Raw genomic sequence first — 21,053 nt, 5'->3', positions numbered from 1 at the left:
CTAAAGACATAGCCATTCGGGATTATTGCTCGTTTTTGCCTCACATCGTACGGCTGTTATGGGACGGGCAGGCTCAACAGGAGAGCGGATAATGTCTACACGCGTTCCCTTTACTACCGGTGATCTAGCAGATCATCAGTGGGGTATCGATGACGCCCTCACAGGCGATCCGAATACCAATATCTTGACCGGCGACGCTGGCGGCAGCCTGCTCGATTTCTCAAGAGGCGGCAACGACACCTTTACGGAAACCGCACCGTCGACCTACACCTTCTACGGCGACGCGGCTCGGAGCTTGTTCAATTTTGCTCGGGGCGGTGACGACACCTTCACGGTGTCGAGCTCCTCCACCACCACTGCTTACGGTGACGCGGGCGACGATATGTCGGACCACAGCAAGGGCGGCAACGACACTTTCACGGGCGCCGCGCAAGCCAGCAACATTTTCTTCGGCGACGCCGGCGGCAACATGATCGGCCATGCTCAGGGCGGCGACGACCGTTTCACGGCCTTTCCCAACTCCTTCAACACTTTCTACGGTGACGCCGGCGTCGATATGTCCGACCACAGCAAGGGTGGCAATGACACCTTTGAGGGCACCAGCGTGGCCGTCAACATTTTCTTTGGCGACGCCGGGAACAACATGTCTGGCCATGCTCAAGGTGGCGACGACCGTTTCACGGCCAGGAGCGACTCCAGCAACGCTTTCTACGGGGACACCAGCGGCGATATGTCGGACTACAGCAAGGGCGGCAACGACACTTTCAATGGCGCTAGTGACGCCAACACTATTTTCTACGGTGATGCCGGTCGCAGCATGTCTGGCCATGCTCAGGGTGGCGACGACCATTACACAGACTTTGGTGGCACGATTCAGACCAAAAGTTTCTTTGGCGACGCGAGCCTACATATGTCCGACTTTGCTAAGGGCGGCGACGACACCTTCACGAGCGTGGGTGGGTTCGTGATAAGTTTCTATGGTGACGCGGCCGGCATCATGTCCGACTCTGCTAGCGGGGGCGATGACGTGGCCGTGCTGCAAGGCACCCATAATTTCGCCTATGGCGACGCTGGCGCGATGGCCGGCAATGCTGTGGGCGGCAATGATATCCTAACCGGCGGCAATAAGAGCTCTGGTCCTGATGTTCAAAGCGAGTTGTATGGCGACACATTCGCTATGTCCGGGTCCGCCGCGGGCGGCAACGACATTCTTACCGGGGGCCACAACAGCGAAAGCGGCCAGGTCCGCAACTTCCTGTGCGGCGACGCTCTGCAAATGTCCGGTTCGGCTCTGGGCGGAAACGATACCCTGTACGCCGGGAGCGCGGCACCCGGCTGCACCGTCGTCAACGACATGTGGGGTGACGGGCAACTGAGCGAACTGGCTCAGGGCGGCAGAGATCAATTCATATTCAAGGACGATGGTTCAATGACGGTCGGAACCCAAAACACCATCTACGATTTCAGCCAGACCCAAGACGACACCATTGTATTTAGTGGCGTGGAGGGCGTGCAATCGTTCGATGATCTCACAATTGCGCAAAGTGGAACCGACACCATCATTACCGCAGGAGTCGATCAAGTTACTCTCGCAAACTTTACAAGCCCGCTGACGACGGGTGACTTTTTGTTTGTCTGAAAGCGAAGCTCTTATCGCATTCGAAGTGGGGGAATGCGTGAGAATTCGTTGAGCATCGTCGCGCGGCCGGTCGCCCCAATAATGCTCGACCGGCCGATCGACAATCCAAGCCGCAGTCATGGATCAGGCGGCCAGGAATCTCTCGGTCAAACGAGCCCAGAGCGCTGCGCCGACGGTCAGATTGCCGTCGTTGAAATCATATTTCGAGCTGTGCAGGATGGCTGAATCCTCGCCGTTTCCGAGGCGCAGAAAGCAACCGGGTTTGTGTTCGAGGAAATAAGAAAAGTCTTCGCTGCCGGGGATCAACGGGCAGACGGACACCTTGTCCTGACCGACGAGTTCGACAGCGATGTCTGTCGCAAAGGACGTCTCGCGCTCGGAATTGACCACCACCGGGTAGCCGCGCTCGTAATCGATCTCGACCGTTGCGCCATGCGCCTGCGCCACAAGTGCTGCGATATTGCGAATACGCTGCTCGAGCGTGTCGCGGATCTCGGCCGAGAAGGAGCGGACGCTCAACGTGATTTCGGCGTGTTCCGGAATGACGTTGGAGGCCGTGCCTCCGTGAATCGTGCCGACGGTGACGACAGCAGTCTCGATCGGGTTGACGTTGCGCGACACAACCGTCTGCAGGGTCATGACGATGTTGGCGGCAGCGACGATCGGGTCGACCGTCAGGTGCGGACGCGAGGCGTGGCCGCCACGCCCGGCGATCCTGATGGTGACGGTATCGCTCGCCGCCATCAGCGGCCCGGCGCGCATCAGGAACGAACCCGTCGGCGCGCCCGGGTGGTTGTGCAGCCCGAATATCGCATCGCAGGGAAAGCGCTCGAACAGGCCGTCGGCGATCATCGCCTGCGCCCCGCTTCCCTTGCCGGCTTCCTCGGCCGGCTGGAAGATGAGGTTCACCGTGCCGTTGAAATGCCGTGTGCGCGCCAGGTATTCGGCGGCGCCGAGCAGCATCGTGGTGTGGCCGTCATGACCGCAGGCGTGCATCTTGCCGCTGGCCTGGCTGCCATAAGGGAGATTGGTAGCTTCGGTGATCGGCAGGGCGTCCATGTCGGCTCGGATGGCGATGCTGCGGCCGCTGCCCTGGCGCAGGCGACCGACGACACCGAGCCCGCCGACATTGCGCGTCACCTCATAGCCCCAGCTTTCGAGCCGTTCGGCAACGTATGCAGCCGTTTCGTGCTCCTGGAATGAAAGCTCGGGATGCGCGTGCAGGTGCTGGCGGGCCGCTGCAAGCTCGGCGGCCTTGTCGGCGAAGTCGGAAATATCGGCGAACTGGTTGGAGGTCTTTGGCATGGAAGGTCCTTTGCCGGCCGAGCAGGTGCCGCGCCGGCTTTGCCTTTAGATGAAACGGCTCAAGAAAGCCCGCGTGCGCGGGTGCCTGGGTTTGGCGAGAACCTCGTCCGGAGGCCCGGCCTCGATCACATTACCGTCGTCCATGAACACCACCCGATCCGCCGCTTCGCGGGCGAAGCCGATCTCATGCGTGACCACGATCATGGTCAAGCCCTGCCTGGCGAGATCGCGCATGGTGGCGAGCACTTCGCCGACCAGCTCCGGATCGAGCGCCGAGGTCGGCTCGTCGAAGAGCATCAATTTCGGGCGGATGGCGAGCGCACGGGCGATGGCGACGCGCTGCTGCTGGCCGCCTGAAAGCTGGCGCGGATAGGCGTCGATCTTGTCGGCAAGACCGACACGGGTCAGCAGTTCGCGGGCGTAGCCGATCGCCTCCTTGCGGTTCTCCCGGTGAACGCCGACCGGAGCCTCGATAACGTTCTGCAGGGTCGTCATGTGCGGATAGAGATTGAACTGCTGGAACACCATGCCGATCTTGCGCCGCTGCGCGGCGATCGCGCGGTCGGAAAGTTTGTCGAGGCGGCCGTCGTGCAACCGGTAACCGATCTGCTCGCCGTCCACCTCGATCGACCCCTGGTCGATCGCCTCGAGATGATTGATGCATCGCAGGAAGGTCGACTTTCCGGAGCCGGACGGTCCGAGAATGACCACCACCTCGCCAGGCGCGACGTCCAGATCAATGCCCTTCAGCACCTCGAGCGGGCCGAAGGCCTTGTGAACGTTGCGCGCCCGGACCAGGGGCGTGTCATGCGCGCTCATTGGCGGCCTCCAGGGTGGCGGTCGCCGTCTTCTCGCGCGCACCGCGATCGCCGCGGCTGTAGTGGCGTTCGATCGCGCCTTGCGCGACATTGAGGACCGAGGTGATCAGCAGGTACCACAGCACTGCAACCATCAGCAGCGGAATGATTTCGAAGGTGCGGTTGTAGATCGACTGCACCGAGTAGAGCAGGTCGGCCATGGCGATGACGCTGACAAGCGACGTCGCCTTGATCATGCTGATCAGCTGATTGCCGGTCGGCGGCACGATCGACCGCATCGCCTGCGGGATGATGATGCGCCGCAAGGCCCGCGCGCGGGTCATGCCGAAGGCTTCAGCCGTTTCGGCCTGTCCCTTGTCCACCGACAGCAGCCCGCCACGGATGATCTCGGCCATGTAGGCGGCCTCGTTCAGCGCCAGACCAAGAACGGCGGCCGTCAAAGGCGTGATCAGGTCGTTGGTGTTCCAACTGGCGAAGCCGATGGAAATGCGCGGAAACAGCGTCGAAAGGTTGTACCACAGGATCAGTTGCACCAGCAGCGGCGTTCCCCGGAAGAACCAGATGAACAGGCCGGAGAGAAGGGATGCCAGCCTGTCGTTCGACATGCGCGCGATGGCGAGCAGCAGGCCGAGCACGATACCCAGGATCATCGCCACCACCGTCAGGCCGAGCGTTACGGAAAGCCCCTGCATGACCGTCGGATCGAAGAAATACTGGGCGACGACCGGCCAGCCGAAATTCGGGTTGACCGCGACGATATAGGCGAAGCCGGCTGCCACGGCGACGGTGAACGCCCAGAGCGCCAGCCGGGCGAGCGGAAACGGCCGGTGGGCTCGTTTGACGTCGCGCAGCGCGTCGTCGGGACGTCGCGGCAGCCCGGCCGCGTAGGCAGCGGTGGCGTCGGTCATGGCAGCCTCTACTGGCCCTGGTTGATGCCTGGCGCATCGATCATGTTCTTCTCGAGACCCCACTTCTTCATGACCGCGGCGTAGGTGCCGTTCTTCATCAGGATCTTGAACGCGTCGAGCAGCACGCCGCCCAGCGGAGAGCCCTTCTTGACGACGGCGCCTTGATAGATGTCCTTGAAGCCGTTGGCCTGGCCGATCCCGGCGAGTTCCAGCTGGCCCTTCGCCTGCTCGACGAAATAGGTCAGCGGCGCCTGCGAGGAGAAGAATGCGTCGGAGCGTTTCGACCGGACGGCCAGTATCGAGCTCGGCTGGTCGGTGAAGGATTGCACCTCGACGACCGACTTGCCCCCCTCGGTGCATTTCTGCGCCTGCTGCTTGATGACCTTTTCGGCCGAGCCACCCGACATGACCGCGATGCGCTTGCCGCACGCGGTGTCGAGCGAGGTGATGCCTTGCGGGTTGCCCTTCTCGACGGCGAAGACGACGTATTCGCGCACCCAATCGATGAAGTCGTTGGATTTCTGCCGGTCGGGATAGTCGCCGACAGGCCCCATCGCGAACTGATAACGGCCGGCATTGATGCCGCTCAGCAAAGCCGGCAGGCCGGCGACCGAGGTATGATCGATCTCGACACCGAGCAGCTGGCCGATGGCGTCGGAAATGTCCCTGGTCGCCCCCGACAGTTCGGTGCCGGTGACGATCTCATAGGGCGGGAACGAGCCGTTGTTGACGGCTGTGATCTTTCCCGCCGTGCGGATCTCTTCCGGCAGCCGGGCCCGCAAATCCTCGTTCACCGATTGCTTCTGGATATCCTGGGCAAAGCTGGCCTGCGCCAGCATGGTGACGAGCGAGGCGAATATGAAGCTGATTGTCCTCATGGCATTCTCCTTCGTGTTCTTCGTTGTACGTTGTCAGGCTGCGGTGGCCCGCGATCTGGCCTCGAAAGGAAACAAGGCTTCGGCGGAAATCGGTTCCGCCAGAATGCCCTGGGCATGGAGCTCGGTGACGAAATCCTCGATCATGCGCCGGTTGGCCGGCAGGCCGCTGGCGTTCCAGGAGGCAGGCAGGTCGCGCCCCGCATGAAGCAGCTCCTCGAGGATCCAGGGCGAGGTATCGGCATATTTTCGGCGCTTTGCCGTCCAGACGCGCTGGCTTTCGTTGATCAGCCTGGCGAGTTCCTGCGGCAGCCAGGGGTGCTCCCTGGCCACTGCGGCCTTGACGGCGACCAGATGCATGCCCGGGACATAACCGACGTCGGCGAAATAGGCGCGTTCGGCCGCGCGAAAATCGCGCAGCACTTGCCGGAAGCCGGAAGCCGGGCCGAAAAAGCCGTCCGGCATGAAGGGCGTGAAAACGGCGTCGAGCTCGCCTTGCGACAGCAGCTCGATCATCGGGCGCTCGCCTGGTGCTGCTTCGATGCGCCCCGGCCTGCCGAATCCGTCGAGGCGATCGGCGATCGGGTGCTCCGATGTCAGCCTGCCGGCGAACCAATAGGCATCCTCGACGCCGACGCCTGCCCGGCGAAGTGCCGCGCGCGTCCATGTGTTGCCGGAATCGCGCCAGCCGGTCACGCCGATGCGTTTGCCGGCAAGGTCGGAAAGCCGTTCCAGCGGGCTGGCCTCGACCGTTATGATGCAGCGATGGCGAAAGCCGCGCATGATGAAGCACGGTGTTCCAACCACCGTATCCCTGCCCGAAGCCATGGCCGACACATAACGGCTGAATGAGACCTCCGCCGCATCGTAGTTCGGATCGGTGCCGAGATCCGGAATGAGCGTGGCGACGCGGTCAACCTTCACCGACAAGCGGCTCGAAGCGACGTCACCCAGCACCAAAGGGGTGAGATAGTCCCAATCGCGGGTGGCTATGGTGATGGAGACGGGCATCGGCATGAACTTCAAAGCTATGTTTGACCGGCGATTGGTAAATGTTTATTTTTGGCCGATCAAATGTTATTATGTTATTGAACATTAGCTTTGATGGTCGCGGGTGCCGATGGATTTCGATGCAGGATGGTTCGCTGAACGCCTTGGCGACCGCACGATGCGCGGCATCGCGCGCGAGACCGGAGCGCTGATCAGAAGCGGCGCGCTGCCTGTCGGCGCAAAGCTTCCGCCGGTGCGCGATCTGGCCTATGTGCTTGGCGTCAGCCCGGCGACGGTCTCGCAGGCGTGGAGCGAGTTGCGGCGCTACAAGATCATCGGCGGCCGCGGACGCAACGGCACCTGGATCATGGGCAACCGCTTTGCCGCCCGGCCCGAGCGCCACATGAGCGGCGGCAATTACGGACAGGATGTTCTGAACCTGGCGATCGCGGAGCCCGATGTGAGGCTCTTGCCGCCGCTCGACATCGCGCTGGCGCATGGTGCGCGCGCCGAAAAGCTCAACAGCTACGAGCGGGTGCGCATCCTGCCCGAGCTGGAGGCGGCAGTGCGCCCGTCATGGCCGTACGATCCCGGCGCGTTCCTGGCCACCAATGGCGGTTACAACGCCATCTACACCTTGCTGCATGCGCTGGTCCCGCCGGGAGCGCCGGTGGCCATCGAGAACCCGACGGCGCTTCGCCTGCTCGACATCCTCGAGGATCTCGATGTGCCGATCATCCCGGTAGACTGCGACAGCGACGGTCCCTTGCCGGATGCACTTGCCAACGCTCTGCGGCAGCGGCCCGTCGCGTTCCTGTTCCAGCCGCGCGTCCATTCGGTGACCGGCGCCTGCATGTCGTCGGCGCGGCTGGAAGTCATCGGCGACCTGCTCGCCGGCACCGACGTGCTGATTGTCGAAGATGACGGCGTCGGCGATATTGCCTCGGCGCCGCGCATTTCGCTTGGCCGGCGTTTTCCCGATCGCGTCGTCCATATCCTGTCCTATTCCAAGACCCACGGCCCGGATTTGCGGCTCGCCGTGCTGTCCGGATCGGCGACGATCGTCGAGCAGATCCAGTCCTACCGCAGCTTCAGCTCGGGATGGACCAGCCGCATCCTGCAGGCGGCCACCGCCTGGCTGCTGCAAGACCCGGCCAGGGCCGCCCTGGTGGAGCAGGCGAAGGAGGTATACCGCGGCCGTCGCGAACGGCTCGCCGGCGAACTGGCCAAACGCAATGTCGATATCGACGCCGGACACGGTCTCAGCGTCCTCATTCCGGTTGCTTCGGAACCTTACGCAATGGTCACGCTGGCCGCCCACGGCATCGCGGTCCATGCCGGAGCGAAGTTTTCGACCGGAAAAACGAACGCTGTCCGCGTCGCGACCAGCATTCTGGACGAGGAGCACCTCGAGCACGTCGCAAATTCCCTGGCGCTGGCAGCCGACCCGGCGCGGGAAGTTGTCTGAGGCAAGTCAATCGCCGTTCGGACTGCTACTCCGCCGCCACGCCCTTCATCTCGAGGTAGCTTTCCATCGAATCGTCCATCGCCTGCAGCCACGGCGTATGATGCAGCGGCGCCATCGTGCCGGTCATCAGCGAGCGGTAGGCATGGTCGCGGAAGCCCATAATGTCTTGCGCCTTGTGGTGCTCCCACTCCATGAAGGTCTGATTGACAGCCTCGACATCGAAGCCGGGATAGTCGGTCTGCTCCATCAGCTCCCTGGTGTAGTCGCCCTGGAACCAGATCATCTGCTCGGCGTCTTCAAGCGTTTCCTCGCGTGCCCGCCATTTCCGGCCGTGCTCGGCCATGGCGTCGGCTGAGGGCAGATTGATGCGGCCCATGATGACGTCGCGGGCGAACCAGGCCTGCGCGTCGAACATGTTGAAGGTGTAGAACTGGTCCTGCATGCCGATATAGGACAGCTTCGGGTTTTTCTCCCAGACGACGCCCTCGTAGAGCCCGTCCGGCCACATGCGGTTGGCGGTCTTCAGCTTCAAATCCTCGGTGAGGAACGGGAAGGAATGGAGGTAACCGGTGCACAGGATGATGGCGTCGACGTCTTTGGTGCTGCCGTCCTTGAAATGCGCCGTCTTGCCGACGACCTTCTGCAGAAGCGGCACTTCCTTCCAGTTCTCCGGCCATTTGAAGCCCATCGGCTTCGAGCGGTAGCTGGAGGTGATCGATCTGGCGCCGTATTTGTAGCATTGCGAGCCGATGTCCTCGGCTGAATAGGAGCGGCCGATTATCAAAATGTCCTTGCCCTTGAATTCCATGGCGTCGCGGAAATCGTGGCTGTGCAGGATACGGCCGTTGAAGGTCGAAAAGCCCTCGAAATAGGGAACGTTGGGCACGGAGAAATGGCCCGAGGCGACGACGACATGGTCGAACTCTTCCGAGTAGGTGACGTCGCTGGTGCGGTCATGCGCGGTGACGGTGAATTTTTTTGTCGTTTCGGAGAAGGTGACCATGCGCACCGGGCTGTTGAAGCGCACCCATTGGCGCACGCCGGATTTTTCGACGCGGCCCTTGATGTAGTCCCACAGCACGGCGCGCGGCGGATAGGAGCCGATCGGCCGGCCGAAATGCTCCTCGAAGGTGTAGTCGGCGAATTCGAGGCATTCCTTCGGGCCGTTCGACCAGAGGTAACGGTACATCGAGCCGTGCACTGGGTCGCCATGCTCGTCGAGGCCGGTGCGCCAGGTGTAGTTCCACAGGCCGCCCCAGTCGGACTGCTTTTCGAAGCAGACGATTTCGGGAATGTCGGCGCCCTTGTCGGCGGCCGACTTGAAGGCCCTGAGCTGGGCCATGCCGGACGGCCCGGCTCCGATGACGGCAACACGATCTTTCATTGCGGGCCTCCCGATCTCATTTCCCTAACGAAACAAATTTCACTGACAGGACAGTAATTGCCCCTTCGATGCTGTCAACAGGGCTTGTCGCGAAACCGCGTTTCGCCCAGCTGGATTTCCAAGCGACGCAGTAGCTCGGGCGAAATCCGGACATTGCGCAATTCGACACGGGTGGCTTGCCGTGGCAGTTGCGCTTCTGTATCGGCACCGAATATGTTCACCGTGAGTGAAATGAATCGGCAAGGTCCGGGGTGGCAACATGGCGAAAAAAGCATCCAGTCTAAAGCCCGCTGCGGCCGTCGTCGCCGCCAAGGCCAAGCCGTCGGTCGCTGCAGTCGATCCGCGCAAGATACGCGCGCCGCTCACCCAGAACCCGCACGCCATTCGCGACACCCGCGAAAAAGTCCTGGAGGTCGCGATCGGCCGCGAGGTGCGGGCCTTCCGCAAGAAGCTCGGCATCACCGTCGCCGATCTGGCTGCCGCCACCGACATTTCGCTTGGCATGCTGTCGAAGATCGAGAACGGCATCACCTCGCCATCGCTGACCACGTTGCAGGCGCTGTCGCGGGCGCTCGGCGTTCCCGTCACCGCCTTCTTCCGACGCTTCGAGGAAGAGCGCAGTGCCGTCTTCGTCAAGGCCGGCGAAGGCCTCGACGTCGAACGCCGCGGCACGCGCGCCGGCCACCAGTACAATCTGCTCGGCCATATCGGCTCCAACACCAGCGGCGTCGTCGTCGAACCCTATCTGATCACGCTGACCGAGGATTCCGACGTGTTCCCGACCTTCCAGCATGAAGGCATGGAATTCCTCTATATGCTCGAGGGCGAGGTGGTTTACCGGCACGGCAGCAATCTCTACCCGATGAGGCCTGGCGACAGCCTGTTCTTCGACGCCGATGCGCCGCACGGACCGGAAGTGCTGAGCGTCCTGCCGATGCGGTATTTGTCGATCATCTGTTATCCGCAGAGCAGCGCGGGGTGAGCCGGAGATGAGGGCGCGCAAGCAATCCTGGATCGCTGCACTCCACGGCCACGGTAACGGCATGGATCCTAGGGTCTCTGCTACGTTGAACTGCAGGGCAAGCTCGTCCTCGATTGGTCGCAAGGGGGCTAAAGGCCGGCGCTCTACGGCGCCCCCCTCTGCCCTGCCGGGCATCTCCCCCTCTTGGGGGGAGATTGGCAGCTTGACGGGCAGCGCGAACCTCGCAAACAGAACCTCAATCCGGCCCGAACCCTGGCGATGTCGCACTGCCGTCATCCAGCTTCGACAGCCATTCGACCAGCGTCGCGCGGTAGCGCGTCAGGCCTTTGTAGTTGGCGAGTTCGTCGGGAAGGTCGCGGATGACGCGGTGCAGGCGCCTTGCCCATTTCGGCTGCGTCACCAGCTCGTCCATCTTGATCAGGTAGCAGCGGATCGGGAAGACGATCGCATTCGAGCGCGGCAGCCGCCAGAAGCTCTGCAGCTCGACGCGCAGATGGACCTTGTCGCCGACGTTTTTGGGCGTCACCGTGGTCCGGTCCGGACCCCATTTGTGATAATTTTCCGGGCTGGTATCGAGGCGCGGATTGATGGTCATCGTCCAGTTCAGCCGGCGCGCCGGCTTGCCCTGCTGGATGTTGGTGAGGAATTTTAGCGCCCGGACGAAGATGCCCTTCTCATGCGCCAGCGGCACCGGCGCGTGCCATTCGAAGAAGTTCATGCCGATGTCGAAATCGAGCGACCAGTCGGCCTGGGTGGTGACCATGCCGGCATCCATCCACAGATTGCCGTCGCGCTGGTCGAGAATGCAGAAATCGCCCTGGCTCTGGCGGGTGATGTATTCCATCGGCCCATAGGGCAGCGTCGAGACGTCGCCGAATGTGAAGCTGTCGTCGATGCCGAGCGGCCGGTTGATCCAGCGCCAGCGGTCGCCATGGCGCGTCAGCGTGAAATGCTCGGGATAGCCCAGCGCCTGCTGCTCCATCAAAAGCTCGAGCAGATCCCAGCCGGCCAGCGTCATGTGCGGCAGCGACTGGCAGCGCAGCGGATCCTCGGCCAGCACCAAAGCGCGGTCCTGCATCTCGGCGACATAGTGCTCGTCGACGTCGATCAAATTCTCCAGCACGCTGCCCTTCGGCCCGACGACATGCGGCTCGATGTTGACGGCATACATGTAGCTGTCTTCATGGAACGGGAACGGGAACCGCCTGATGTGCTCGGGGCTGTTCCTGAACGTGAAGTCGTCGCGGAAGGTTTCCTTACGAAAGGTGATGCCCAAGCTCGCCTCCTATCTTTCCAGCACCAGCGACCTGCCCTCGAAGCGCGAGACGCAGGGCATGATCTTGCAGCCCGAATGGTGGTCTTCCTCGCTCAGCCAGTGGTCGTTGTGGATGAATTTGCCGTCATGCGAAATGACGTTGGTCTCGCACTGGCCGCAGACGCCGCCGCGGCAGAGATAGGGCGGATCGACGCCGGCCGCCTCGATCGCCTCGAGCAGGCTCTGCTGCTCGTCGACACGGATTGTCTTGCCGCTGAGCGCCAGCGTCACGTCGAAGGGCGCGCCGGGCTGGGGTGCGGCGAAATGCTCGAAATGCACGGTCTCCGGAGGCCAGCCGAGGGCCGCGGCACGCTCGCGCACCCAGCCGATCATGCCGGACGGGCCGCAGACATAGAGATGCGTGCCGAGCGGCTGCGACGACAGCAGCCGGTCGAGATCGACGCGCTCGTCGCGGTCGTCGTGATAGAGCCTGACCCGGCGGTCGTAGCGCTCCCTGAGCAGGTTGGCATAGGTGCCGAGCGAGGCGGTGCGGCAGGTGTAATGCAATTCGAAATTGCCGCCTTCCGCCGCCAGTTGCGCGGTCTGCGCCATGAACGGGGTGATGCCGATGCCGCCGGCCAGCATCAGATGCTTCCTGGCGCGCAGATCGAGCGAGAACAGGTTGACGGGGTAGCTCACCACCATCTCCGTGCCCGGCCTGACCTGCCTGTGCATGAACAGCGAGCCGCCGCGGCCGGCGTCGTCGCGGCGCACCGAGATGGTGTATTCGCGGGTGTCGAGCGGCGAGCCCATCAGCGAATAGGGATTGAGCCTGGTGCGTTCGCCATCGCGCATCTCGACGACGACATGGGCGCCGCCGGAAAAGGTCGGCAAAAGCTCGCCGTCGCGCCGGCGGAAATGAAAGCGCGTCACCAGCTCGTTGACCGGGACGACATCGCTGACGACGACATCGAGTTTGGTGGTGCCGGTGCTCATCGAAAGACCTCCTCGATCGGAGGAATTTCGCTGCGGTCCTCGGCGTTGATGCAGACGCCCTGGAAGGCGGCGAGGCGCCGCGAATAGTGATCGCGCACCAGAAGCAGCAGGCCGCAATGCGAACAGGTCGCCGGCTGCGTCGTCACGTTCTCGGTGATGCCCTTGCAATGGACGCACTGCATGCGGCGCGCCAGCGAGCCGCGATGCTCGGTCTGGATCGAGGTGTGGTCGATGCCGGCTTCTAGCGCCGCCTGCATGGCCTGGCCGATCAGCCCCTCGGTGCCGGCGAGATAGAGCCTGAGGCCCATATGGGCGTTGGCCAGCGTCTGCTTCAGCCGCGGCAGGGCGCTGGCGAAGGAATGGCTGAGGTAGAGCTGCGCCGGCTTCAGGGCTTCGAGCGCATCGGCGTATTTGCCGTCGCGGCCGGGAATGAAGATGATGTGGGCGCCACCGAAGAAATCCGCCGGTGCCTTGGCGGCCAGATCGGCAATCGCCAGCGCTCCCTCTGCATCCGCTATGAAAAGATGATGCTTGCCAGGCTGCGGAGACAGGGTCCCATAGACCGGCCGGCTGATGATGCTTTTCGCTGCCATACCCGCAGTATGCCTCAGCCTTTCGCCGTGCGCTTGGTCTTCTTCGGATCATCGAAAGGAAGCGGCTCGGCGGTTGCGCTGATGGTGCCGCTCTTGTTGCGGATCTCGAGCCTGGTGCCCTGCACCGCGCAGTCGACGTCGAGCCGGGCAATGCCCATCGATTTTTTGACCAGCGGCGAATACATGGCGCAGGTCACCACGCCGACCTTTTTGCCGTCGCGATAGACCGGCGCGCCCTCGTCGGCCGGCTCCTTGCCTTCGAGCAGCACGCCGAAGATCTTGAAGCGCTCCTTGTCCTTGAGGCGGTAGTGCTCCTCGGCACCGCGAAAGCCCGTCTTGCCGGGGCTGACGGTGAAGTCGAGACCAAGCTCCCACAGCGTGTCGCCCGGGCCTTCGTTCTCGAACGGGTATTTCTGCGAATTGTCGTAGGGGTAAAACAGCAGGTAGCTCTCGACGCGCAGCATGTCGAGCGTGGTGAAGCGGCACGGGATGATGCCGGCGCTCTTGCCCTCGTCGAGGATCCTGTCCCAGATCGTTCCGGCGTCCTGGCCACGGCAGAAGATCTCGTAACCGCGCTCGCCGGTGTAGCCGGTGCGCGAGATCATCACCGGAAAGCCGAACAACTGGGTCTGCATGTGGTGGAAATAGTTGAGGTCGCGAATGCCGGGCACATGCTTTGCCAGATAATCCACGGCTAGCGGCCCCTGCAGCGAAAGGTCGTGCAGATTGTCGTCGAAGCGCAGCGACACGTCGCGACCGACGGAAGCGCGCTGCAGCTCTTCATGGCCGGTGCCCGAGCCATGCACGACCATCCAGGAATTCGGGCCGGTGCGGTAGAGGATGCAGTCGTCGGTGAACTTGCCGGCCTCATTGAGCATGCAGGCATAGGCCGACTTGCCGGGATAGATCTTTTCGACGTCGCGCGTCGTCGCCAGATCGATCAGGTGCGAGGCGTGCGGCCCGGTGATGTGGACCTTCTTCAAGCCGGACACGTCCATCAGGCCGGCCTTGGTGCGGATGGCGATATACTCTTCGTCGGCGTCCTTGTCGTAGGTCCAGGCGGTGCCCATGCCGCTCCAGTCCTCGAGCTTCGAGCCGAGCGCGCGATGGCGGTCCGCAAGCGTCGAAAATCTCCAGGATGCCGTCATCCGCTGTCCTCCGTTCGAAAGAAACTTTTTTGCTTTGCCCTGCTCCCTGCACACAGGCGGGAGCGTTGCCTTGAATATTGACCGCAAACGCCGGGAGCCTGCAATACCCGTAAGCAAATAATTTCATTGTCAGGCAAATCCGGCGCGCCCAAAACAAACGGTTAACGTCGCGTAAAATCGTCTTGACAATTCCAGAATTCGGCCGGATTTTATGAAAAAAATTTCACTCTCTTGAAAGAGGGCAATGACCGGCCAATCTGGACCGGCGTTGAAAAAGGGGAAAGCCGATGTCCGACCTGCAACAGCGCGTGGAAGCGTTGTACCGTTCCGACGTGCGTGGATCCGTGCTCCTGATCGTCTGCCTGTGGGCGACGATCCTCTTTGTCCTGTTCATGACATGGCCATACGTCCCCGACGCCGGCATCAAGCTCGTCGTCGCGGTCGCCGCCGCCGCGGTGCTGATCTTCAACACGGCCGCCATTCTGGCGATGGTCAACCACTACAAGGAAGACAAGGACTTCATCTACGGCCTCGACATCAAGAACGCCGACGCCTACCGCAACCACAAGTCCTGAGGGGGAGACGCATGGCCCGCTATACACCGCCCGAACAGAGCAAGGCCGGACAGGTTTTCGATATCGCCGTCGTCGTGGTCGCGATTTTCGTCGCGCTGTGGCTGCCGCTGAAACTAGGCCTGGCAGGGGCGGCAAAATCCATCGACGCGCTCGACGCCAAGACGTGGGAAGCGCTCGGCCAGAACCCGACCATGGCCTCGATCTGGGAAAAGCTCGGCTACACGCCGGAAACCGCGCACGACATCATCCAGAACCGGTTCCACTACATCATCGACTGGCCGACGCTGATCATCATGGCGGCGGTGCTGATCGGCTATTTCATCTTTCTGTTCCGCGCATCGGACCGCGAATACCGCGACGTCATCGACGAAAAGTTCGGCGACAAATAGATAGGAAGCATCGTCATGTGGGTGGCACTCTCTTACGCATGCTGGGGCATCTCGATCGTGCTCGCGCTGTGGATGCTCTACGACTGGTTCAAGATCGACACGACCTATTCCGAAGAGATGCTGACCTCGTCCAGGGAAGGCGAACTTGAAGCCGTGTCCGAAAAACACCGGATCTGAGTGGGGGATTGAACGATGACGATCACGGCTGAACCAGCGGTGCAAGTGCAGGGCGACAGGGTTTCACTGCTCAGGGTGCTCGGCCCCGCCCATGTCTGGGCGCTCGGCGTCGGGATCGTTCTGGTCGGCGAATTCACCGGCTGGAATTTCGCGGCGGACAAAGGCGGCGCGCTGGCGGCGCTGATCGTCTGCTGGATCGTCGGGCTGCTCTACACCTCGGTCGCGATGATCGATTCCGAAGTGACCTCGACGGTTGCCGCCGCCGGCGGCCAATATGCGCAGGCCAAGCACATTGTCGGGCCGCTGATGGCCTTCAACGTCGCGCTGTTCCTGGTCTTTGCCTACACCATGCTCGAAGTGTCGGACGCGATCCTGCTCGGCGACACCATCGTCGCCAAAGCCGGCGTCGAGGGCCTCAACCACAATTCCTTCATCGCCGCGACAATCGTCGTGCTGGCATGGCTGAACTATCGCGGCGTGCTGATGACGCTCAACGTCAACTTCGTCATCACCGCCATCGCCTATGTCTCGATCGTCATCCTGTTCTTCTCGGTCAGCCCGTGGACGCAAGGCGCCGTGCTCAAGCTCAACGAGTTGGTGACCCCGGGCAACGCCCTGCCCTACGGCTGGATCGGCGTCATCGCCGCCTTCCAGTTCGGCATCTGGTATTATCTCGGCATCGAGGGCACCACGCAGGCCGCCGAGGAAGTGCGCTCGCCGGCGCGCTCGCTGCCCTACGGCACGATGGCCGGCATGATCACGCTTCTGATCGCCGCCGCCATGACCTGGTATGTCTGCGCCTCGATGATGCCCTGGGAATATCTCGGCATCACCTATTATCCGCTGTGGGATGCAGGCAAACTGACCGGCAGTGCGCTGCTGGAGAACCTGTTGTTCATCGCGACGCTGCTTGCCGCGCTCGCCTCCGCCAATGGCTGCATCAACGACGCCGCGCGCGCCTGGTTTTCGCTCGGCCGCGACCGCTATCTGCCGACCTGGTTCTCGGCGGTGCATCCGAAATACCGCACGCCCTATCGCTCGATCCTGTTTCTGCTGCCGATCGCGCTCGCCTTCGCCTTCATCGCCGACCTCAACCAGGCGATCACCTTCTCGATCCTGTCGGGCGTGCTGCAATACACTTTCATGAGCATCAACATCATCATGTTCAGGAAAAAGTGGCCGCTCGGCTCGATCCGCCGCGGCTACACCCATCCGTTCCATCCGCTGCCGGCGATCGTCTTGTTCTGCCTTTGCGTGGTCACCTTCTTTGCGATCTTCCTCGGCTTCGGCTCGCAGCTGATCGCCATGGTCGCCTTCTACTTCCTGATCTCGCTGTGGTTCCACTTCTACCGCTACAAATTCGTGCGCCGTGGTGCCCAGTTCACCATGCCGTGGCCGAAGCCGCAGGGCTACTGACGGCGCGCCCGGTCTGGGCGGGCATTTGCGTGACGAGGTGCGTTAGGTGATCTCAGCATTGCTCGCCGGGGCGGTTGCCCTGGCTCTCGTCCTCCATATAGCCTGGCTTGCGCGGGCCAGCCGCGCCAAGGCTTCGACCGGGCTTGCCGCCGACGAAGCTGGCGTCCGCGTCGTCGTCCCCGACGCGGCCAACGTCTCGGACGGCACTGCCGGCGTCGTCACCTTCGCCGGCTCGTGGAACGGCCGGCGGGTCCAGGTGCGGACCATCGTCGACACGCTGGCGATAAGGAAGCTGCCGGCGCGCTGGCTGAGTGTTTCGATCACCGAAAAGGTCGCGATACCAGGCACTTTCGATATGATGATGCGGCCCGGATCGCCGACGACTTTTTCCAATTTCGATCATCTCGTCCATCCGCTGCCGAAGGCGGCGGGGTTTCCGGCCGAGGCGGTGCTGCGGAGCGACCGCAAGGGCGTGCGCTTCCCCGAAGCCATCATCGCCGGCCACCTCGATGTCTTTGCCGAGGAGCGCGCCAAGGAATTGCTGATCACGCCGAACGGCGTGCGCATCGTCTGGCTGCTGGCCGAGGCCGAGCGGGCGCGCTACGGCGTATTCCGGCAGGCCGAATTCGGCGCGGTCAGGCTCGATCCGGTGCTGATCGAGAGGCTGCTGTCGTCGGCTTCGGCGCTGCGCGATGCCATCAATCAAAGCGAACGGCAAGCGGCATGATCAGCCAGATCACCACCTCCCCCGCACCACCGAGCCCCTATCTGGTTCTGGGCGCTGCGATCGTTTTGCCGGCGAGCGGGCATGTCGTGCTCGGCGTGCCGGTGCGCGGCCTGCAATTCCTGTTCTTCATGGTGATCCTTGCCTGGGTCACCGCCAAGATCGCGCCGCCCGACGCCAGCTTCGTCGGACGCCATGCCGGCGGCTTCCTGATCTATGCCCTGTCGATCCTGGATGCCTACAAGGTCGCTCGCATCCGCTATGCCAAATGGGTTCACAATGGCGGCCAGCGCAGCGATAGTGCGGCCGGCGGCGCCTCAGCCGATATATAACGACAGGAAAATTTTTTTCATACCAATTGAATTCCCGGGACTCATTCGATACATCTCGGAGGGAACAAACTCGCGGAGGCTGACATGTGCGGAATCGTCGGACTGTTTTTGAAGGACAAGTCGCTCGAGCCCCAGCTTGGCGCGATGCTGTCGGAGATGCTGATCTCGCTCAGCGATCGCGGTCCCGACAGCGCCGGCATCGCCATCTATGGCGCGCCCTCCAATGAAGCCAAGATCACCATCCAGTCGGCCAAGCCGGAGCGCGATTTCCGCAGCCTCGACGCCGAACTCGCCAAGGCAATCGGCGCGCCGGTGAGCATTGCTGCGAAGTCGACGCATGCCGTGGTCCGGACGACGCCTGCCAAGATCGACGAAGCACGCGAGACGATCCAGGCGCTGCGCCCCGACATCCGCATCATGGGCGCCGGCGACGTCGTCGAAATCTACAAGGAAGTCGGGCTGCCCGAAGCGGTCGTCGACCGTTTCGGCGTCCGCGAGATGACCGGCACGCACGGCATCGGCCATACCCGCATGGCGACCGAATCGGCGGTGACGACGATGGGCGCGCATCCGTTCTCGACCGGCGCCGACCAGTGCCTGGTGCATAATGGCTCGCTGTCCAACCACAACAATGTCCGCCGCGAGCTGATCCGCGAAGGCATGACATTCGAGACCGAGAACGACACCGAGGTCGCTGCCGCCTATCTCTCCTCGCAGATGGCGCATGGCAAGAACCTCGGCGAGGCGCTGGAAGGCACGCTGAGCGATCTCGACGGGTTTTTCACCTTCGTCGTCGGCACCAAGAACGGCTTCGGCGTGGTGCGCGACCCGATCGCCTGCAAGCCCGCAGTAATGGCCGAAACCGACCAGTATGTCGCCTTCGGCTCGGAATATCGTGCGCTCACCAAACTGCCCGGCATAGACAATGCGAAGGTCTGGGAACCCGAGCCCGCAACCGTCTATTTCTGGGAGCATTGAACCAATGCCGGCAAGCAATGCCTTCAATACGGGCAACCTCTCCAAGGCCGCGCGCGAGCCGGGCCATGCGTCACGGGTCTTCGATCTGGCCGAAATGTCGCTGCGCGAGCTCAACCAGGCGCTGCACGATCTGGCGCCCGGTTCGAACGAGACCGCCTGGGAGGTGCTCCACCCGCGAGGCAGCCATTCGGTCGCCGTCGGCGTCGACCAGCCGGTCGCCATCGATGTGCGCGGCAGCGTCGGCTATTATTGCGGCGGCATGAACGACGGCGGCACCATCACCGTGCATGGCTCGGCCGGGCCCGGCGTCGGCGAGAACATGATGTCCGGCCAGATCGTCGTCAAAGGCGATGCCAGCCAGTATGCCGGCGCCACCGGCCGGGGCGGGTTGCTCGTCATCGAAGGCAACGCGTCGTCGCGCTGCGGCATCTCGATGAAAGGCATCGACATCGTCGTCCATGGCAATATCGGCCACATGTCGGCCTTCATGGCGCAGTCCGGCAACCTAGTGGTGCTGGGCGACGCCGGCGATGCGCTCGGCGATTCCATCTACGAGGCGCGGCTTTTCGTGCGCGGCAAGGTCGAAAGCCTCGGCGCCGACTGCATCGCCAAGGAGATGCGGCCCGAGCATCTCGAATTGCTGCAAGGCTTGCTCGACCGCGCCGGCGTGACCGGCGTCAAGGCGGCGGAGTTCAAGCGTTATGGCTCGGCTCGTACCCTCTACAATTTCAATATCGACAACGCCGACGCGTATTGAGGCTCAATGACCTATCGCAACCCGCCGACGACGCCGCGCAAATCCGCGACCTTCGACGACTACACGCTTTCCGAGATCCGCCGCGCGGCGGCGACCGGCATCTATGACATCCGCGGCGCCGGCGCCAAGCGCAAGCTGCCGCATTTCGACGACCTTCTGTTCCTCGGTGCTTCGATCTCGCGCTATCCGCTCGAAGGCTATCGCGAGCGCTGTGACACCAGCGTCGTGCTCGGCTCGCGCTATGCGAGAAAACCGATCGAATTGAAAATCCCGATCACCATTGCCGGCATGAGCTTCGGCTCGCTGTCCGGCCCGGCGAAGGAAGCGCTCGGCCGTGGCGCGACGCTGTCGGGCACCTCGACGACCACCGGCGACGGCGGCATGACCGAGGAAGAGCGCGGCCATTCGAAGACGCTGGTCTACCAGTATCTGCCGTCGCGCTACGGCATGAACCCGCGCGATCTGCGCCGTGCCGACGCGATCGAGGTTGTCGTCGGCCAGGGCGCCAAGCCCGGCGGCGGCGGCATGCTGCTCGGCCAGAAAATCTCCGACCGCGTCGCCGAAATGCGCACGCTGCCGAAAGGCATCGACCAGCGCTCGGCCTCGCGCCACCCCGACTGGACCGGGCCGGACGACCTCGAGATCAAGATCCTCGAATTGCGCGAAATCACCGATTGGGAAAAGCCGATCTACGTCAAGGTCGGCGGCGCGCGGCCGTATTACGACACCGCGCTTGCGGTGAAATCGGGCGCCGATGTCGTCGTCGTCGACGGCATGCAGGGCGGCACGGCGGCGACCCAGGAAGTGTTCATTGAAAATGTCGGCCAGCCGACGCTTGCCTGCATCAGGCCGGCGGTGCAGGCGCTGCAGGATCTCGGCATGCATCGCAAGGTGCAGCTGATCGTCTCCGGCGGCATACGCAACGGCGCCGACGTCGCCAAGGCGCTGGCGCTCGGCGTCGATGCGGTGTCGATCGGCACGGCAGCGCTTGTCGCGCTCGGCGACAACGACCCGCGCTGGGAGGCGGAATACAACGAACTCGGCACCACCGCCGGCGCCTATGACGACTGGCATGAGGGTCGCGACCCGGCCGGCATCACCACGCAGGATCCCGAGCTAATGAAACGGGTCGATCCGATTGCGGCCGGCCGACGGCTGGCGAATTATCTTAAGGTGATGACACTTGAGGCGCAGACAATCGCCCGCGCCTGCGGCAAGAACAGCCTGCACAATCTCGAGCCCGAGGATCTTGTGGCCTTGACGATCGAAGCCGCCGCCATGGCCGGCGTGCCGCTGGCCGGCACCAACTGGATACCGGGCAAGAACGGCTTCTAAAACAAACCA

General features: G+C 62.9%; 22 protein-coding genes. 12 read left to right on the top strand and 10 right to left on the bottom strand.

What is annotated here, in order from left to right:
• Positions 1-91: 91 nt before the first annotated feature.
• The gene (locus NKH67_RS09080) at positions 92-1,639 is read left to right on the top strand and encodes an autotransporter outer membrane beta-barrel domain-containing protein (RefSeq protein ID WP_352918016.1); all 1,548 of its coding nucleotides are present in this window, start codon (positions 92-94) and stop codon (positions 1,637-1,639) included.
• Between the two features lie 123 nt (positions 1,640-1,762).
• Here NKH67_RS09080 and NKH67_RS09075 read toward each other — a convergent pair whose 3' ends face one another.
• The 5 genes from NKH67_RS09075 to NKH67_RS09055 all read right to left on the bottom strand — a co-directional run bounded on the left by NKH67_RS09075 (position 1,763) and on the right by NKH67_RS09055 (position 6,556).
• Positions 1,763-2,944 (bottom strand): M20 aminoacylase family protein, encoded by a 1,182-nt coding sequence (locus tag NKH67_RS09075; RefSeq protein ID WP_352821868.1) that lies wholly within the window; start codon positions 2,942-2,944, stop codon positions 1,763-1,765.
• Between the two features lie 45 nt (positions 2,945-2,989).
• Entirely contained in the window at positions 2,990-3,763 is a 774-nt protein-coding gene (locus tag NKH67_RS09070; protein WP_023674014.1) for an amino acid ABC transporter ATP-binding protein, read from the bottom strand.
• The gene (locus tag NKH67_RS09065) at positions 3,750-4,670 is read right to left on the bottom strand and encodes an amino acid ABC transporter permease (RefSeq protein ID WP_352502032.1); all 921 of its coding nucleotides are present in this window, start codon (positions 4,668-4,670) and stop codon (positions 3,750-3,752) included. Before NKH67_RS09065 ends, NKH67_RS09070 begins: the two co-directional genes overlap by 14 nt.
• An 8-nt stretch (positions 4,671-4,678) precedes the next feature.
• Positions 4,679-5,509, bottom strand: a complete 831-nt coding sequence (locus NKH67_RS09060) for an ABC transporter substrate-binding protein (RefSeq protein ID WP_502893734.1) — start codon at positions 5,507-5,509, stop codon at positions 4,679-4,681.
• 72 nt (positions 5,510-5,581) lie between these two features.
• Complete coding sequence (locus NKH67_RS09055) at positions 5,582-6,556, bottom strand: substrate-binding domain-containing protein (protein ID WP_352918018.1); 975 nt, start codon at positions 6,554-6,556, stop codon at positions 5,582-5,584.
• A 109-nt stretch (positions 6,557-6,665) separates the two neighbouring features.
• On the opposite strand from NKH67_RS09055, the gene NKH67_RS09050 reads away from it, so the two are divergent.
• Positions 6,666-8,003 carry an aminotransferase-like domain-containing protein gene (locus NKH67_RS09050; protein WP_353030627.1) on the top strand — a complete coding sequence of 446 codons (1,338 nt, stop codon included), beginning with the start codon at positions 6,666-6,668 and terminating at the stop codon, positions 8,001-8,003.
• Between the two features lie 25 nt (positions 8,004-8,028).
• On the opposite strand, the gene NKH67_RS09045 is transcribed toward NKH67_RS09050, so the two are convergent.
• A complete protein-coding gene (locus NKH67_RS09045; RefSeq protein WP_352918021.1) occupies positions 8,029-9,387 on the bottom strand; it encodes a trimethylamine monooxygenase in 1,359 nt (452 codons plus the stop codon).
• Between the two features lie 259 nt (positions 9,388-9,646).
• Between NKH67_RS09045 and NKH67_RS09040 the strand changes: the two genes are divergently transcribed.
• Positions 9,647-10,369 carry a helix-turn-helix domain-containing protein gene (locus tag NKH67_RS09040; protein WP_352502037.1) on the top strand — a complete coding sequence of 241 codons (723 nt, stop codon included), beginning with the start codon at positions 9,647-9,649 and terminating at the stop codon, positions 10,367-10,369.
• 235 nt (positions 10,370-10,604) lie between these two features.
• Here NKH67_RS09040 and NKH67_RS09035 read toward each other — a convergent pair whose 3' ends face one another.
• Genes NKH67_RS09035 through NKH67_RS09020 form a run of 4 tightly spaced genes read right to left on the bottom strand, consistent with a single transcriptional unit; the run spans position 10,605 to position 14,361 of the window.
• Positions 10,605-11,645 carry a heme-dependent oxidative N-demethylase family protein gene (locus tag NKH67_RS09035; protein WP_352502038.1) on the bottom strand — a complete coding sequence of 347 codons (1,041 nt, stop codon included), beginning with the start codon at positions 11,643-11,645 and terminating at the stop codon, positions 10,605-10,607.
• A 9-nt stretch (positions 11,646-11,654) separates the two neighbouring features.
• Positions 11,655-12,620: a PDR/VanB family oxidoreductase gene (locus NKH67_RS09030; RefSeq protein WP_353030625.1), complete on the bottom strand. Its 966-nt coding sequence runs from the start codon at positions 12,618-12,620 to the stop codon at positions 11,655-11,657.
• Positions 12,617-13,213, bottom strand: a complete 597-nt coding sequence (locus tag NKH67_RS09025) for a dimethylamine monooxygenase subunit DmmA family protein (protein WP_353030623.1) — start codon at positions 13,211-13,213, stop codon at positions 12,617-12,619. The genes NKH67_RS09030 and NKH67_RS09025 overlap by 4 nt, the downstream gene beginning before the upstream one ends.
• 14 nt (positions 13,214-13,227) lie before the next feature.
• Positions 13,228-14,361 (bottom strand): aminomethyl transferase family protein, encoded by a 1,134-nt coding sequence (locus NKH67_RS09020; protein ID WP_353030621.1) that lies wholly within the window; start codon positions 14,359-14,361, stop codon positions 13,228-13,230.
• Between the two features lie 287 nt (positions 14,362-14,648).
• On the opposite strand from NKH67_RS09020, the gene NKH67_RS09015 reads away from it, so the two are divergent.
• The 9 genes from NKH67_RS09015 (at position 14,649) to NKH67_RS08975 (ending at position 21,044) form a co-directional block, all read left to right on the top strand.
• Positions 14,649-14,936 carry a hypothetical protein gene (locus tag NKH67_RS09015; protein ID WP_353030619.1) on the top strand — a complete coding sequence of 96 codons (288 nt, stop codon included), beginning with the start codon at positions 14,649-14,651 and terminating at the stop codon, positions 14,934-14,936.
• An 11-nt stretch (positions 14,937-14,947) separates the two neighbouring features.
• A complete protein-coding gene (locus NKH67_RS09010; RefSeq protein ID WP_023673992.1) occupies positions 14,948-15,325 on the top strand; it encodes a hypothetical protein in 378 nt (125 codons plus the stop codon).
• 15 nt (positions 15,326-15,340) lie between these two features.
• A complete protein-coding gene (locus NKH67_RS09005) occupies positions 15,341-15,502 on the top strand; it encodes a hypothetical protein (protein ID WP_023673991.1) in 162 nt (53 codons plus the stop codon).
• 15 nt (positions 15,503-15,517) lie between these two features.
• Positions 15,518-16,918 (top strand): APC family permease, encoded by a 1,401-nt coding sequence (locus NKH67_RS09000; RefSeq protein WP_352472309.1) that lies wholly within the window; start codon positions 15,518-15,520, stop codon positions 16,916-16,918.
• A 46-nt stretch (positions 16,919-16,964) separates the two neighbouring features.
• The gene (locus NKH67_RS08995) at positions 16,965-17,645 is read left to right on the top strand and encodes a hypothetical protein (RefSeq protein ID WP_353030617.1); all 681 of its coding nucleotides are present in this window, start codon (positions 16,965-16,967) and stop codon (positions 17,643-17,645) included.
• Positions 17,642-17,974, top strand: a complete 333-nt coding sequence (locus NKH67_RS08990) for a hypothetical protein (RefSeq protein WP_353014207.1) — start codon at positions 17,642-17,644, stop codon at positions 17,972-17,974. Before NKH67_RS08995 ends, NKH67_RS08990 begins: the two co-directional genes overlap by 4 nt.
• An 84-nt stretch (positions 17,975-18,058) precedes the next feature.
• On the top strand, positions 18,059-18,952 hold the full coding sequence (locus tag NKH67_RS08985) for a class II glutamine amidotransferase (protein ID WP_352542208.1): 894 nt from the start codon (positions 18,059-18,061) through the stop codon (positions 18,950-18,952).
• 94 nt (positions 18,953-19,046) lie between these two features.
• Entirely contained in the window at positions 19,047-19,709 is a 663-nt protein-coding gene (locus NKH67_RS08980; protein ID WP_245274607.1) for a GltB/FmdC/FwdC-like GXGXG domain-containing protein, read from the top strand.
• A 6-nt stretch (positions 19,710-19,715) separates the two neighbouring features.
• A complete protein-coding gene (locus NKH67_RS08975) occupies positions 19,716-21,044 on the top strand; it encodes an FMN-binding glutamate synthase family protein (RefSeq protein WP_352634391.1) in 1,329 nt (442 codons plus the stop codon).
• The last annotated feature ends 9 nt before the right edge of the window (positions 21,045-21,053 follow it).

Source organism: Mesorhizobium sp. M0968, assembly GCF_040319065.1.
Lineage (GTDB): Bacteria > Pseudomonadota > Alphaproteobacteria > Rhizobiales > Rhizobiaceae > Mesorhizobium.
Note: the sequence above shows the minus strand (reverse complement) of the source record. Positions and strands in the feature narration are given on the sequence as shown.